This is a genomic window from Sandaracinobacter sp. T42, from assembly GCF_059115405.1.
In genome coordinates this window covers 1,989,713-2,005,104 of sequence record NZ_CM181101.1, presented here as the reverse complement: position 1 = coordinate 2,005,104, position 15,392 = coordinate 1,989,713, and the positions used below count along the sequence as shown (strand labels likewise).

Below are 15,392 nucleotides of genomic sequence, written 5' to 3'. Positions count from 1 at the left end.
TTCGGTAAGTCGCACGCCTGCTGCCCTGGAAGAGGCCCGAGCTGTAATGACTGTGGACGACGCCAACCGATCGCCGGCCCCTGCCGGACTGACGCCGACCCCGCTGCTGTCCGGAATCCCCTTCGTGACCGGCCGATACACCACGCTGACAGAAGCGCTGGATTATGCCGCCACGGGCGCGACCGGATATAACTTCTACGATGCGCGTGCCAATCTCCAGCGGGCCTACCCCTATTCGCAACTCAGGGAAGACGCCCGTGCGAATGCGCTGCGCCTGATCGCCCATGGTGTTAAGCCGGGCGAACGCGTGGCGCTGATCGCGGAAACGGGCGCGGAATTTGCCGCCGCCTTCTATGGCGCCCTCTATGCCGGCGTGCTGCCTGTGCCGCTGCCGCTGCCGACCAGCTTCGGCGGCCGCCAGGCCTATGTGGAACAGATCCGTGTCCAGCTTTCCAGCTGCGATCCGATTCTGGTGCTGGGGCCAGACAGCCTGAAGCCCATGTTCGCCGAAGCGGCCGAAGGGCTTTCAACCGCACTGGGCTGGCGCGAGTTCGAAGCCCTGCCCGCCCCGGCGGCAGAGCTTCCGCCCGCCAACCCCGACGCCATTGCCTATCTGCAATATTCCAGCGGCTCCACCCGCTTCCCGCACGGTGTCGCCGTCACGCACCGCGCCGTCATGACGAACCTGACGGGCCACGCCCTCAGCATGAAGCTCGCCGTCGGGGATCGCGGCATCAGCTGGCTGCCCTGGTATCACGACATGGGGCTTGTCGGCACCTTCCTCTCGCCCATGGCAGTGCAGCTGTCGGTCGATTTCATCGCGACCGATGATTTCGCCCGCCGCCCGCTCAGCTGGCTCACGCTCATCAGCCGCAATCCGGGCAACAGCCTCTCCTATTCGCCGACCTTCGGCTACGACATCTGCGCCCGTCGCGTTTCCACCCAGACAGACGTGGAAGGCCGCTTCGATCTTTCCCGCTGGCGCATCGCCGGCAACGGCGCGGACATGATCCGTCCGGATATCTGCCAGGCCTTCGTGGATGCCTTCGCGCCGGCCGGGTTCCGCGCCGAAGCCTTCACACCCAGCTATGGCCTTGCAGAGGCCACGCTCGCCGTCTCGGTCTCGCCAGTGGGGCAAGGCATCGTCTGCGATCTTGTTGACGAGAAAAAACTTGCTGGAGAAGGACTTGCAAATGGTCCTTCAGATCCTTCCAAACCCGTCCGCTACCGAGCGATCGTCGATTGCGGCGTGGCCGTCCATGGCCTCACCATCGAAATCCGCGATTCAGACGGCAACCCCCTCCCCGACCGGCAGATCGGCCGCGTGCTGGTGAAGGGCGAAGGGATCATGCAGGGCTATTTCCGCGATCCCGAAGCGACCGCCGCCTGCCTGTCCCCCGATGGCTGGCTGGACACCGGCGACATGGGCTATCTGGTGGATGGTCACATCTTCATCGTGGGCCGCGCCAAGGACATGATCATCCTGAACGGCAAGAATCACTGGCCGCAGGATATCGAGTGGGCGATCGAACAGCTCGAAGGCTTCAAGGCCGGCGACATCGCCGCCTTTTCCATCACCACCCCCCAGGGGGAAGAAGCGCCCGCCGTGCTCGTGCAGTGCCGCACCACCGATACGGACGAGCGCGCCCGCCTGAAGGAGGCGATCCGCACCAAGGTTCGCGCCATCACCGGCATGAACTGCGTGGTGGAACTGGTGCCGCCGCGCACGCTCCCCCGCACCTCGTCCGGCAAGCTCAGCCGGGTTAAGGCCCGCCAGCTCTATCTGTCGGGCGAAATCGTCCCGTTCGACGTCGCCGCCTAGCGGCAGCAGCGGGCGCTCGTCTTTCGCGGTTCTCCTTTCCCGGGTCTTGCTGACAAGGGCGGTCCCCTTGGCCTATGGCGGGTCGCATGACGCCCGATGCCCTTCCCAACTGGGTCGATCGCCTGCCGCCGCGCGCGGCGCTCTATGCGCGCCTAGCCCGGTTCGACCGGCCGGCCGGCATCTGGCTGCTGTTCTGGCCCTGCCTGTTCGGCGCCTTCCTCAGCCCTCCGGCTGGGTGGTGGCGCTGGTGGCCGTTGTTCCTGATCGGCAGTATCGCCATGCGCGCCGCCGGATGCGTCTACAATGACATCGTGGACCGCGATCTGGATGCGAAGGTCGTCCGCACCGCGGGCCGGCCCGTCGCCAGCGGCGCGATCCCGCTGTCATCCGCCTGGACCTTCCTGATCCTCCTGTCCCTTATCGGCCTTTTGGTTCTTCTCGCTCTGCCCTTCGCAGCCCAACTGGTCGCGCTCGGCTCGCTGCTGCTGGTGGCGGCCTACCCGTTCATGAAGCGCATCACCTGGTGGCCGCAGGCCTGGCTCGGGCTCACATTCAACTGGGGCGTGCCCGTCGGCTGGGCGGCGGCCGAACCGGCGCTCAGGGCGGAAATGCCTGTGATGCTGCTCACCTATGCGGCGGCCGTTGCCTGGACGCTCGGCTATGACAGCATCTACGCCGCCCAGGATGTGGAGGATGACGCGCTCGCCGGCGTCAAATCTTCGGCCCGGGCGCTCGGGCCGCGCCTCAAGGCCGGGATCGCTGTGTTCTACGCCCTCACGATCGGCCTGCTCTCGGCGGGGCTGTGGCGCTGGACAGGAAGCCTCCTGCCACTCGCAGGCCTACTGCCGGCGGCCTTTCATCTGGGCTGGCAGGCGCTCACGCTCGATCCTGCCGATGTCGGCTCATCCCTGCGCCGTTTCCGCGCCAACCAGCTTGCGGGCGGGCTGCTGCTGTTGCCCATCCTGCTTGCCGCCATCCTCCGCGCCGCCTAAATCGACGTCATGCTCAGTCCAGAAGCGGCGCTTGAACGCCTTGATTTCCTGCTTTCCCTCGCCCGGAAGGCCGGCGCGGATACCGCCGACGCCGTCTACTTCGGCGAATCCTCGCTGGGGATCGGCGTCCGGCTCGGCCAACTGGAAGATATCGGCCGCTCCGAAGGCGAGGAGATCGGCCTGCGCCTGTTCGTTGGCGCACGGTCGGCGCAGGTTTCCGTCTCGGATCTCTCGAAGGCCGCCCTTTCCGAAGCGGTTGAACGCGCCATCGCCATGGCCCGCGAAGCGACTGAGGATAGATTCGCGGGCCTTGCCCCGGCCGAACTTCTGGCCAGCGGCCCCTTCGCGGATTTCGATCTGTTCGATCCCACGGCAGAGGCACTTGGCCCCGAGCAGCTGAAAGCCATGGCGCTGGAAGCCGAAGACACAGCCCGCGCGGTGCCGGGCATCACCAACAGCGAGGGCGGCTCCGCCAGCGCGGGCCTCAGCGTCTCGGCACTCGCCACTTCGCATGGTTTCCGCGGCGCGGCGCGCGGCACCTCCGTCTCCACCTCGGCGGTGGTGATCGCCGGAGAGGGGGCGGACAAGCAGCGCGACTATGAGTGGCATCAGGCCCGCCATCTCACCGATCTCGAATCGCCGGCCGCCGTGGGGCGCCGCGCCGCCGAGCGCACTCTGGCCCGGCTGAACCCCGCCAAGGCGCCGACCGGCCAGATGCCGGTGATCTTCGACCGCCGGGTTTCCGCCAGCCTGATCGGGCATCTTCTGGGTGCGATCAGCGGCAGTTCCATCGCCCGCAAGACGAGCTTCGTGCTGGGGCACGAAAAGGAGCCGCTTTTCGGCCCCGACATCATGGTCAGAGACGATCCGCACCGTCTGCGGGGCCTGCGGTCCCGCGCATTCGATGCCGAAGGTCTGCCCACCGCGCCACGCGCCATCGTGGACAAGGGAATGCTGACGGGATGGCTGGTGGATAGCGCGTCCGGCCGCCAGCTGCGCCTTGCCCCGACTGGCCATGCTAGCCGGGGCAGCAGCGGCCCGCCGGGCGTCTCCACCTCGAACCTCTGGCTGGAACCGGGCCGACACACCCCGGAAGAGCTTATGTCGGATATAAAGGACGGCCTTTATGTCAATGAATTGATTGGCATGGGCGTCAATCTGCTGACCGGGGATTATAGCCGGGGCGCAGGCGGCTTCCGCATCCGCAACGGCCAGCTTGCCGAACCGGTGACCGAGGCCACCATCGCCGGCCACCTGCGCGACATGTTCAAGGCGCTGATCCCGGCAAATGATCTGGAATTCCGCCATGCGACCGACGCGCCCGCCATCCGCGTCGACGGCATGACGGTGGCCGGTCAGTAGGCCGACGCGTTCACAGGCCCAGCTGTGCCGCGATCCGCGCGGCGACGGCATCCAGCCCGCTCGCCACGGCGCCCTCCCCGATCGGCGTTCCGGCATCTGATGCGGTAACGACCGCCGGATCCAGAGGAAGGCTGGCGATCACCTCGGCGCCAAGCCCCGCATCCGCCGGGACCTGACCGAAGGGGTGCACCACCTGCCCGTCCGGCATGGCCATGCCCGCCATGTTCATCACCACGCCAAGCACGGGCACCTTCAGCTGTTCGAAGAAGGCCACGGCCCGGCGGGCATCGGCGCGGGCCAGCGCCTGAGGCGTGGTGACGACCAGCGCGCCCGAAGGGGCGAGCTTCTGCGCCAGAGACAGGTGGATGTCGCCCGTGCCGGGCGGCAGATCCACCACCAGCACATCCAGTTGGCCCCAATCGGCGACAGTCGCCATTTGCACCATGGCGCCCGCAACCATCGGGCCCCGCCATGCGACGGCCTTGTCCGGATCCGCCATCACCCCCATGCCCAGCATCTTCAGGCCGTGCGCCTCAATCGGGATCAGCCGCTTGTCCGCCGTCGCCCGGGCCCTGTCCGTCACGCCCAGCAGGATATGCACGGAAGGTCCCTGGATGTCCGCATCCAGGATCCCGGCTTTCAGCCCCCGCCGTTTCAACGCCAGCGCCAACCCGACGGCGACAGTGGATTTGCCCACCCCGCCCTTGCCCGCGCCAACACCGATGATGTGGCGAACGCCCGGCACGGCACCGCCCTCAGGGCGCGGCGCTTCGCCGCGTTCGGCTGTCTGGATCACGCGCACAGAGGTAAAACCGGCCAGCTTGAGGGCGCGATCGATGCGCGATTCCAATGCCTGCGCGGCGGCCTTCGCGAGATCACCCACCGCCATTACCAAGCCAGCATTTGCCTCATCGCGAACAACCAGCCCGCTTACCCGGCCGCTTTCCAGCAGGTTGCCGGGCCGTACCGGATCCTCGATTGCCTGCAATGCGCGTTCCGCAGCGTCCCGGCCTGGCATCCTCGCCCCTCGCTTTCCATTCAACCTGCCCCTATATCCCGTTCAGGACGTGCTGCAATCCGATGGAAATTGGTGCAGCAATGTGAACAGAACATGGGGACGGAAAGGCCTACATGCCCTGGCAGAACAACGAGGACGGTGAAGGTTCAGGCGGCAAGGGCGGCGGTCGCCGCAATCCCTGGGGTGGCGCCTCTGGCGGATCCGGCAATCAGGGTGGAGACGGGCCGCGCAGTCCATGGGGGGACCCGCCCCGTCCGCGTGGCCCGGAAGAGCGCCCGCGCGGAAACGGCAACCCTGATTTCGATGAGTTCATCCGCCGCAGCCAGGAACGGCTGCGCGGCCTTGGCGGCGGCCAGGGCGGCGGCGGCAATCGCGGCACCGGCCGCGGCATGCCCGACATTCCCTGGGGCCTTGTGGCCGGTGGCCTTGCCCTGGTGCTGATCGCCAGCACCTCGGCCTATCGTGTCGATGCCGGGGAACGAGCCGTCGTTACCCGCTTCGGCCAATATGCCTCCACCAGCGGCCCCGGCTTCCATCTGAAGCTGCCCGCCCCGATCGACCAGGTCACGAAGGTCGAGTTCGAGGACATCCGGACAGACCTGATCGGCGCGACCGACGGAGATACCGAAAATCTGATGATCACGGGTGACGGCAATGTGATCAACATCGCCTATGCCGTGCGCTGGCGCGTGAAGAACGCGGAAGATTTCCTGTTCCAGATCGCCGATCCGAATGCGACCGTGCGGGACGCGACCGAAAGCGCCATGCGCGAAATCGTCGGTCGTTCCACCCTGAACAACGCCATCGGCCCGGAACGCGCGGCGATCGCGGAACAGGTTCGGGAACGGGTGCAGGAAATTCTGGATTCCTATGGTTCGGGCGTGCTGATCCAGGGCGTTGACATCAACAAGGCGGATCCGCCCGCCGCTGTCGACGAGGCCTTCAAGGACGTGTCGGCCGCTCAGCAGGATGCGCAGCAGTTCCTGAACCAGGCACGCGCCTATGCCCAGCAGGTGCAAGCACAGGCCGCCGGCGCCACGGCCGCCTTCGACAAGGTCTATGAACAATATCGTCTGGCACCAGAGGTGACGCGCAAGCGCATGTATCTTGAAACGATGGAATCCGTGCTCGGCAAGGTGGACACCACCGTGATCGAATCGCCGGGCGTGCAGGCCTACCTGCCGCTGCCCGAAGTGCAGCGCCGCAACCGCCAGGCGCAGGAGGCGCAGCAATGATCAGCCAGCGCGCCCTCATCGCAGGCGGCATCGGTGCCGCTGCTCTCGCCGTTCTTGCGGCCGTATCCGTGATCCGCGTGCCCGAAGACCAGCAGGCGATCATCCTGCAGCTTGGCCGCCCCATCTCGACGGTGAATACCTATCAGCCGAACCAGAAGTTCGGGCAGACGGGTGCCGGCCTCGTCCTCAAGACGCCGTTCGTCCAGAACACCGTCTTCGTGGACAAGCGGATCATGTCGCTGGACATTCCGCCGCAGACGGTGCTGTCCACAGACCAGCTCCGGCTTGTGGTGGACGCATTCGCCCGCTTCCGCATCGTGAACCCGGTGCGCATGTACCAGACCGTCGGGTCCGAGGAACGGCTTCAGCAGGAACTGTCGCGAATCCTGTCCTCGCGCATTCGCAACGAACTGGGCAAGCAGCGCTTCGACGCCATGCTGTCGCCTGAACGCGGCCAGTCGATGGATGCGATCCAGCTTGCCGTGAACCGATCGGCGCTGGCCTATGGTGCGGAAATCATCGACGTGCGCATCAAGCGCGCGGATCTTCCGCCGGGCAGCCCGCTGGAAGCCGCATTCGAACGGATGCGCACGGCGCGCCAGCAGGAAGCTCTGACGATCCGCGCGCAGGGCGCGAAGAATGCGCAGATCATCCGCGCCGAAGCCGATGCCGATGCCGCGCGCGTCTATGCCGAAAGCTTCGGCAAGGACCCTGACTTCTATGCCTTCTACCGTTCGATGGAGGCCTACCGGAAGAGTTTCGCGCAAGGAAACAGCAATGTCGTCCTCAGCCCCAGCAACGAATTCCTTCGGGAATTCCAGGGCCGGCGCGGCGGTTGATCGCGGTTCGGCGGCAAAATTGAACAGTTCAGCCACCATTCAATCGCCGCACCGCTAGAACCGGACGTGAGAGGCACATTTGGAGTAACACACGTGCAAGACAGCTCGAACAAGAGCCGCTTCCTGACCGCCGGTCTTTCGGCCGGTATTGCCGCTGTCGTCGCAACCGCCATTCCCGTGCTGGCTCAGGCCCCCGCCACACAGGCGCCTGCTGCCCAGGTCCCTGCACCGCAGGCTCCGGCTTCCACCGGCCCGGTGCAGGCCCTGCCCCCGCGCGGCGCGCCCGTCAGCTTCGCGGACCTGACCGCCCGCCTGCAACCCGCTGTGGTGAACATCTCCACCACCCAGCGTGTCGAGGTGGGCCGCTTCCCGCGATTCGGCCCCGGCACCAACCTCGAGGATCTCTTCCGCCGCTTCCAGGAGCAGCAGACCGACGACGGACAGCCCGTCACGCGAGAGGCCACGTCGCTCGGCTCGGGCTTCATCATCTCGCCCGATGGCTATATCGTCACCAACAACCATGTGATTTCCGGCCGCGACGGCCAGAAACTGGTCGACACCATCACCGTCACCCTCTCGGACCGGCGCGAATACACAGCCCGCGTCGTTGGGCGTGATCCGCTGTCGGATCTGGCGCTGCTGAAGGTGGACGGGCAGAATCTTCCCTATGTGCAATTCGGGAATTCCGAAGGCACGCGCGTGGGCGACTGGGCAATTGCCATCGGCAACCCCTTCGGCCTTGGCGGCACGGTCACGGCCGGCATCGTTTCGGCCCTGCATCGCGGCATCCAAGGCGGCGGGGCCTATGATCGCTACATCCAGACGGATGCGTCCATCAATCAGGGCAATTCCGGCGGCCCGCTGTTCGATCTGAACGGCAATGTCATCGGGGTGAACACGGCCATCTTCTCGCCCACAGGCGGCAATGTCGGCGTCGGCTTCGCGATTCCGTCCGAACTGGCGAAGCCGGTGATCGATCAGTTGCGGTCCTCCGGAAAGGTGAGGCGCGGCTATCTGGGCGTTCAGATCCAGAACATGACGCCCGCGATCGCCTCTTCGCTTGGCCTTCCCAAGGATCGGGGCGAGATCGTCGCCTCGGTCGAACCCTCCGGCCCGGCGCGCGCCGCCGGCGTCCAGCAGGGCGATGTCGTGGTGAAGGTGGCCGGCCAGGATGTCTCGCCTGACACCAGCCTGTCCTACATTGTCGCCAACACGCCCATCGGTTCCCGCGTGCCGATCGAGGTGATTCGCGGCGGCAAGCGCCTGACGCTGACGGCCACCATCAGCGAACGTCCCTCGGAAGCCTCGCTTCTGGGCCAGACCGAACAGACCGAACCGGAAGACAGCGCCGGTGGCGACCAGCCCGGTGCCGAAGCCGCGCGCAAGTCGCTCGGCCTCACGCTCCAGGCCCTCTCCCCGGAAATCCGCCAGCAGCTTCGCCTGCCGGATACGGTGCAAGGCGTCGTGGTCGCGAAGGTGAGCCCGTCGTCCAACGCGGCGGAGGAAGGCCTGCAACGCGGAGACATCATCGTTTCGGTGAACCAGCAACCGGTGAAGACGCCGCAGGAAGCCGCAAACGCCGTGGCAGCCGCGCGCAAGGCCGGGCGCGACACCGTGCTGCTGTTCGTGCAGCGCGGCAACACGCCGGGCCGCTTCGTTGGCGTGAAGGTCCAGTAAGCGATATGAGGCACCTGCCGGGCCATTATCCGGGCAGGTGCCTCGCACTGAAGTAGTTAACAGTCCGGAAAAATTCGTGAATTTCCTTGCCCTCCAGTCAATGGGCTTTTAGGCTGCATAAGTTCATTATTGGGGGATAATTACATGATTGGTTCGTCCGCGCGTTTCGCGGCTGTGGCTGCCGCAGCCAGCCTTGCATCTGCCAGCTTTGCGGGAACACTGGTCGCATCGGGCGATGAATGGCAGCTGTCGAACCACGCCTATGAGGCACCATACGCCGCCGGCACCATGCAGTTCGTGAACAGCCTTGCCGCAACTTTCGGCGGGTCCAACTATCTGCTTCTGACTGGCAACGGGAATGTTTCCCAGTCGATGCTAAGCTTGGCTACGGCGCAGTTCCAGTCTCTTGGCAAGACCGTGAGCTACGCAACCACTTTTGATTTGGCCAGCGCATCGGCCTATGATGCCGTTTTCCATTTCGGGCAGAGCGTGAACACGGCAGACTTCGCGGCCTATGTGAGTGGCGGCGGTAACGCCTATGTCTCGCTCGGTGCGGGCTGGTGGGGTACAGCGGCCGCGGAGGCTGCGGTGTGGAACCCTGTGCTCGCGCAGTTTGGTCTGGTTGCCGGCAACGAATGGTTCCCGGTCGCTGGCTTCGCGAAGGCAGATGTAACCGTCGGGCCATCGGATTCGCTGCTCTGGGGTTATGGCCAGTCCATCGAGAAGCTTACCCCCCAATCCTCCAGCCAATCCTATGTGCGCGGCACATTCTTCGGCGGCCCGGAAATCGGGCTGATCGGTTCAAGCGCGGTCTTGGGCGGCGGTGTTTCAGGCGTACCGGAACCGGCCACCTGGGCGCTGATGATCGCCGGCTTCGGGCTTGTCGGGGCAGCAACCCGCCGGAGGCGTCCCATCGCCTGCTGAACCGGGCGGTTCAAGGATTCAGCCATTTCACTGGTTGCGCGATTTGCTCTACCGATAGGATAACATCCGGGAATCAGGGGCTATCGGGAAATGGCTGACATCTTCATCGGCGCGCAATCGGGCGGAACGAACCAGCAGATGCTGGTTCTGAAGCGCGCAAACCGCCACGGCCTGATCGCGGGCGCCACCGGCACCGGAAAGACCATCACGCTTCAAGTGCTGGCCGAAGGTTTCAGCAACGCCGGGGTTCCGGTTTTCCTGTCCGACGTGAAGGGCGATCTCGCCGGCATGGCCCTGCCTGGCTCCGCCACTTCGAAACTGCACGAGCCCTTCCAGACCCGCGCGGCCGACATCGGCCTTGGCGCCTATGCCTATGCCGACACGCCCACCGTCTTCTGGGATCTGTTCGGGGAACAGGGCCACCCTGTCCGCACCACCGTTACCGAAATGGGGCCGCTGCTGCTCGCGCGTTTGCTGGGCCTCAATGAAACGCAGGAAGGCGTACTCGCCATCGCCTTCAAGGTCGCCGACGATCAGGGGATGCTGCTGCTCGATCTCAAGGATCTGAAGCAGATGCTGGCCTGGTGCGCCGACAACGCGAAGGAACTCTCAACCCGCTACGGCAATGTCACCTCCGCCTCCGTCGGCGCTATCCAGCGGCAGCTTCTCTCCCTCGAATCACAGGGCGGGGACCGTTTCTTCGGGGAGCCGGCGCTGGTGATGACGGACATGATCCGGGTCGCGGAAGATGGCCGGGGCCAGGTGAACATCCTGGCCGCAGACAAGCTGATTTCCAGCCCCAAGCTCTATGCCACCTTCCTTCTGTGGATGCTCTCCGAACTGTTCGAGGAGCTTCCCGAAGTGGGCGACCCGGACAAGCCGAAGCTCGTCTTCTTCTTCGATGAGGCGCATCTACTGTTCGATGAAGCCCCCAAGGCCCTGCTGGACAAGGTGGAACAGGTGGTCCGCTTGATCCGGTCCAAGGGCGTGGGCGTCTATTTCATCACCCAGAACCCGATCGACGTGCCGGAAAGCATCGCCGGCCAGCTGGGCAACCGGGTTCAGCACGCACTGCGTGCCTTCACCCCGCGCGACCAGAAGGCGGTGAAGGCAGCCGCCACGACCTTCCGCCAGAACCCGGCGATCAATGTGGAAACCGCCATCATCGAGCTGAAGACAGGCGAAGCGCTGGTCTCCGTGCTGCAACCCGATGGGGCGCCCTCCCCTGTCGAACGCATCTTCATCCGTCCGCCGGCCTCGCGCGTGGGCCCGCTGGAACCCGGCGAGCGCAAGGTGATCGTCAGCACCTCCCCTGTCGCCGGCAAATATGAGGACACCGTGGACCGGGAGTCCGCCTTCGAGATTCTGTCGGCCAAGGTCGCCGCGCAGGCCGATGCGCAATCCGCCGAGAAGGAGGCCGCCGCGGCAAAGAAGGCCGCCGCGCAGGAGGCAAAGGAAAAAGCCGCAGCCGAGCGCGCCTATCGCAACTCCACCATGGGCAAGATGGAGAAGGTCGCCGTCGCCACCGCAACGGCTGTCGCCGTGCAGGCCGGCCGCAGCCTGGTGCGCGGGATCCTGGGTGGATTGTTCAAGAAGCGCTGAGGCGGCCAGCAGCCGCCGTCAGTCTGACCCGGTCAGGCGCCCGGCACCGTCACCTTCGCGATATCCGCGTTCCGGGTTCCGGCGGGCGCATCCAGCAGTTCACGCAGGAAGGTGCCCTTGTCCACCGTCTGCGTGCCGGGCTGCCCCGGCATGTCGGTGACCGTGCTACGGATCGAGGAATCCACGCGGGCGGCCTTTGCGTCAGACAGCAACTGGTTTTCGATCTGGGATTTGGGTGGCAACTGCACGCCGGGGCCGAACAGGGCTTCCAGCGCCTGCTGCTGGCTGTCCGCACCGATCGGGCGCGGCGCACCGGGGCGCGGCGGGGCCATGTTGTAATCGGGCGGAATCACCAGCGGGGCCTGCTTGCCGATGGCGAATTCATCGGGCCGCTTGCGGTCGGCAATGTCGTTGCCGCCACAGGCCGTAAGCAGCATCGAAGAAGCGGCGATGAGGATCAGGCTACGCATTGGGAAGTCTTTCCGAGCTGGCGTCTGAACGGCCGATGAGCGCGCGGAACAGCAGGATGATGACCCCCGCCGTGATCGCCGCATCGGCAATGTTGAACACATAGAAGGACCAGGGCCCCCAGTGCAAATGCACAAAGTCCACTACATAGCCGAAGCGCACCCGATCCACGATATTGCCCAGCGCCCCGCCCAGGATCAGGCCCAGAGCCAGTGATTCCGGCCAGTGCGCCTCCTTGCGGATCCACACGGCGACGACGGTTGCGATCAGGCCCGTCAGACCCACCAGCATCCAGCGGCCCACATCGGTATCCGCCGTCAGCATCCCCATGGAAACGCCGCGGTTTTCCACCCAGGTCAGGGAAAGGAACGGCAGCACGGGCACGGTGATGCGCTGTTCCAGCTCCACCACATGCATGATCCAGTATTTCACCAGCTGGTCGGCCAGGAACACGAAGGCCGCCAGCGCATAGGCGAAGCGCTTCATTCGTCCATCTCCGCCACAACCTCGTCACAGCGGCCGCAGAGATCGGTTTCGGCCGCCACATCGGGCAGGTGCCGCCAGCAGCGAGCGCAGCGCGCCGCGTCGCTCGCGGCCGCCTCCACGCGGGGGGCCCCATCCGCCACGATGGCGTCCACCGATGAAACGATGCACAGCTCGGCGAAGTTCACGGAATCGATCAGCGCCTTGTCTTCGGCGGGCGCATGGATCGTGACCGCCACTTCGTTGGACGATCCCACCACCTTCTCGCGCCGCATCGGCTCGATCGCCTGCGTTACCAGCGCGCGCAGATCCCTCAGCCGGTCGAACCGCGCTTCCAGCGCCTCGTCACGCCAGATGGCGGGAATCTCCGCATAGGTGCCGTGGTGGACGGAACTGCCGTCGCCCCAGCGATGCTCATGCGCTTCCTCCGCCGTGAACACCAGCACGGGGGCGAGCCAGTGGTTCAGCGCGTCGAACAAGGTCGCCAGCACCGTGCGATAGGCACGGCGCTTCGGCGCGAACGCCGCATCGCAGTACAGGCTGTCCTTGCGCACATCGAAGAAGAAGGCGGACAGGTCGACATTCACGAAACTGAAGATCGCCGCCATCATCCGGGCATAGGCATGTTGTTCCAGCGCGGCGCGGATTTCGGCGTCCAGCGCGGCCAGGCGGGACAGGATGTAGCGTTCCAGTTCCGGCATGTCGGCCACCGGAACCGCTTCCTCCGCGCTGTAACCCTTCAGCGCGCCCAGCAGATAGCGCAGCGTGTTCCGAACTTTACGGTAATTGTCCACGCTGGTCTGCATGGAAAGCTTGCCGAAGCGCTGGTCTTCCGAGGTGTCGGTGGAGGCGACCCACAGCCGCAGCACGTCCACCCCGCTCTCGCCGATGATCTTCTGCGGATCGACGACATTGCCCAGCGACTTGGACATTTTCCGGCCCTTGTCGTCCAGGGTGAAGCCATGCGTCAGCACCCCCTTGTAGGGCGCCCTGCCCCGCGTGCCGCAGGATTCAAGCAGGGAGGACTGGAACCAGCCCCGATGCTGGTCAGAGCCTTCCAGATAGAGGTCGGCCTGTTCGGCGTGCAGCCGCGCTTCCGTCACAAAGGCGTGGGTGGAACCGCTATCGAACCAGACATCGAGGATGTCGGTCACCTGCTCATACTCATCCGCCCTGTGGGCTTCACCCAGGAACCATTGCGGATCGCGCGTCCACCAGGCGTCGGCGCCGTCCTCCGCGATGGCCGAAGCGATACGGGCGTTGACATCGGCATCGACCAGATAGTCGCCCGTGCCCTTCTTCACGAACAGCGTGATAGGCACGCCCCAGGCGCGCTGGCGGGAAAGCACCCAGTCCGGCCGGCCTTCCACCATGGCGCGGATACGGTTTTCGCCCTGCGCCGGGAACCAGCGGGTGTCGGAAATCGCCTTCAGCGCGCGGCCGCGCAGGGTGGTGCCATCGCCCAGGTCACGGTCCATCGCCACGAACCATTGCGGCGTGCAGCGATAGATCAGCTTCGCCTTGGACCGCCACGAGTGCGGATAGCTGTGCCTGTAGTCGGCCGATGCCGCCAGCAGCGCCCCCGCCTCACGCAGCGCGGTGCAGACCGGGCCATCGGGCGAGTTGACCTTGTAGACATGCTGACCGCCCACGACAGGCCAGTCCGCCTGATAGGTGCCATCGGGGCCGACCACGAACTTCGGATCGATGCCGTGCGCCTTGCACAGGTAGAAATCGTCCTCGCCATGGTCCGGCGCCATATGAACAAGGCCGGTGCCCGCATCGGTGGTGACGAAATCGCCCGGCAGCAGAGGGCGCGGTTCTGCGAAGAAGCCGCCGAGCTTGTGCCAAGGATGGCGGGCGATCGCGCCCAAAAATCCTGGCCCTTCTACTGTCAGAATCTCTCCATCGCCCTGACCAGAATAATTAGATGAAATATAACAATCGGGAAGTTCGCGACCCAATTCTAGATTACCAATTCTATACAAGAATTGCCTTACTAGATCTGTAGCTACAACATAGCGAGAATCGTCGATCGAAATAATCGAATAGACGACATCCGCCCCATACGCCAAAGCCCGGTTCACCGGCAGCGTCCACGGCGTCGTCGTCCAGATCACCGCATGCGCGCCGACCAGTTCCGGCGCGTTCGGCGCTTCCACGATCTCGAACGCCACATCCACCTGGGTGGAGGTGATGTCCTCATATTCCACTTCCGCCTCGGCGAGCGCAGTCTGCTCCACCGGGGACCACATCACCGGCTTGGCGCCACGATAGAGCTGGCCCGTCTCCGCGAACTTCATCAGTTCGGATGCAATCACAGCCTCAGACGAGAAGTTCATGGTAAGATAAGGATTTTCCCAATCCCCCCAGATCCCCAGTCGCTTCAGCTGCTCGCGCTGCACCCCCACCCAATGCGCGGCATAATCCCGGCACTGCTGGCGGAAGGCGATGAAATCCATCTCGCCCTTCTTGATACCCTTTTCGCGGTTCAGTTCCTCCACCCGCCATTCGATGGGCAGGCCGTGGCAATCCCAGCCGGGGATATAGGGGCTGTCGAAGCCCATCTGCGTGCGGCTGCGGACCACGAAATCCTTCAGGATGTGGTTCAGTGCATGACCCAGGTGCATGTCCCCGTTGGCGTAAGGGGGCCCATCATGCAGGATCCAGCGCACGGCGCCGGTGCGAAGCGCGCGCAACTTGTCGTGCGTGCCCTCCTCTGCCCAGCGCGCCAGCAGGCGCGGCTCGGTCTGGGCAAGGCCCGCCTTCATGGGGAAGCCCGTTTCGGGCAGGAACACGGTCTGGCGGTAATCTGCCGCCCTCAATTGCTCTGTCATGGCGGGCGAAGGCTTTAGAGCATCGCGCGGCCCGCGCAACCCTTCACGGCATTGCGAATGCTGGGCAAATTCGTTTGCAACTAAATATCTGGATTTATTTGACTTTTATCATTGATCCATCTAAAGCGACCAC

The 15,392-nt window shown here is 65.0% G+C and carries 12 protein-coding genes; 8 read left to right on the top strand and 4 right to left on the bottom strand.

All coding sequences use genetic code 11. The features are described from left to right. Positions 1 to 46 precede the first annotated feature (46 nt). The 3 genes from ACW9TV_RS09720 (at position 47) to ACW9TV_RS09710 (ending at position 4,176) form a co-directional block, all read left to right on the top strand. A complete protein-coding gene (locus tag ACW9TV_RS09720) occupies positions 47 to 1,822 on the top strand; it encodes a fatty acyl-AMP ligase (RefSeq protein ID WP_494303279.1) in 1,776 nt (591 codons plus the stop codon). An 86-nt stretch (positions 1,823 to 1,908) separates the two neighbouring features. Beyond that, on the top strand, positions 1,909 to 2,814 hold the full coding sequence (ubiA, locus tag ACW9TV_RS09715) for a 4-hydroxybenzoate octaprenyltransferase (protein ID WP_494303278.1): 906 nt from the start codon (positions 1,909 to 1,911) through the stop codon (positions 2,812 to 2,814). Between the two features lie 9 nt (positions 2,815 to 2,823). Continuing rightward, positions 2,824 to 4,176, top strand: a complete 1,353-nt coding sequence (locus ACW9TV_RS09710) for a TldD/PmbA family protein (RefSeq protein ID WP_494303277.1) — start codon at positions 2,824 to 2,826, stop codon at positions 4,174 to 4,176. Positions 4,177 to 4,186: 10 nt separating this feature from the next. Here the strand turns inward: ACW9TV_RS09710 and ACW9TV_RS09705 are convergent, their stop codons facing one another. Then, complete coding sequence (locus ACW9TV_RS09705; protein WP_494303276.1) at positions 4,187 to 5,194, bottom strand: P-loop NTPase; 1,008 nt, start codon at positions 5,192 to 5,194, stop codon at positions 4,187 to 4,189. 113 nt (positions 5,195 to 5,307) lie between these two features. On the opposite strand from ACW9TV_RS09705, the gene hflK reads away from it, so the two are divergent. From hflK to ACW9TV_RS09680, 5 genes are all read left to right on the top strand, one after another. After that, complete coding sequence (gene hflK / locus ACW9TV_RS09700) at positions 5,308 to 6,429, top strand: FtsH protease activity modulator HflK (protein WP_494303275.1); 1,122 nt, start codon at positions 5,308 to 5,310, stop codon at positions 6,427 to 6,429. Then, positions 6,426 to 7,268 (top strand): protease modulator HflC, encoded by an 843-nt coding sequence (gene hflC / locus ACW9TV_RS09695; RefSeq protein WP_494303274.1) that lies wholly within the window; start codon positions 6,426 to 6,428, stop codon positions 7,266 to 7,268. Before hflK ends, hflC begins: the two co-directional genes overlap by 4 nt. 93 nt (positions 7,269 to 7,361) lie before the next feature. After that, positions 7,362 to 8,945 (top strand): Do family serine endopeptidase, encoded by a 1,584-nt coding sequence (locus ACW9TV_RS09690; protein WP_494303273.1) that lies wholly within the window; start codon positions 7,362 to 7,364, stop codon positions 8,943 to 8,945. A 144-nt stretch (positions 8,946 to 9,089) separates the two neighbouring features. Then, positions 9,090 to 9,869 carry a PEPxxWA-CTERM sorting domain-containing protein gene (locus ACW9TV_RS09685; protein WP_494303272.1) on the top strand — a complete coding sequence of 260 codons (780 nt, stop codon included), beginning with the start codon at positions 9,090 to 9,092 and terminating at the stop codon, positions 9,867 to 9,869. Between the two features lie 90 nt (positions 9,870 to 9,959). Further along, the gene (locus tag ACW9TV_RS09680; protein ID WP_494303271.1) at positions 9,960 to 11,471 is read left to right on the top strand and encodes a helicase HerA-like domain-containing protein; all 1,512 of its coding nucleotides are present in this window, start codon (positions 9,960 to 9,962) and stop codon (positions 11,469 to 11,471) included. Positions 11,472 to 11,503: 32 nt separating this feature from the next. Here ACW9TV_RS09680 and ACW9TV_RS09675 read toward each other — a convergent pair whose 3' ends face one another. From ACW9TV_RS09675 to ileS, 3 genes are read right to left on the bottom strand one after another with little or no spacing between them, the layout of a single operon-like run. After that, a complete protein-coding gene (locus ACW9TV_RS09675) occupies positions 11,504 to 11,941 on the bottom strand; it encodes a DUF3035 domain-containing protein (protein WP_494303270.1) in 438 nt (145 codons plus the stop codon). Then, positions 11,934 to 12,425, bottom strand: a complete 492-nt coding sequence (gene lspA, locus ACW9TV_RS09670; RefSeq protein ID WP_494303269.1) for a signal peptidase II — start codon at positions 12,423 to 12,425, stop codon at positions 11,934 to 11,936. Before lspA ends, ACW9TV_RS09675 begins: the two co-directional genes overlap by 8 nt. After that, complete coding sequence (ileS, locus tag ACW9TV_RS09665) at positions 12,422 to 15,259, bottom strand: isoleucine--tRNA ligase (RefSeq protein WP_494303268.1); 2,838 nt, start codon at positions 15,257 to 15,259, stop codon at positions 12,422 to 12,424. Before ileS ends, lspA begins: the two co-directional genes overlap by 4 nt. Positions 15,260 to 15,392: the final 133 nt, after the last annotated feature.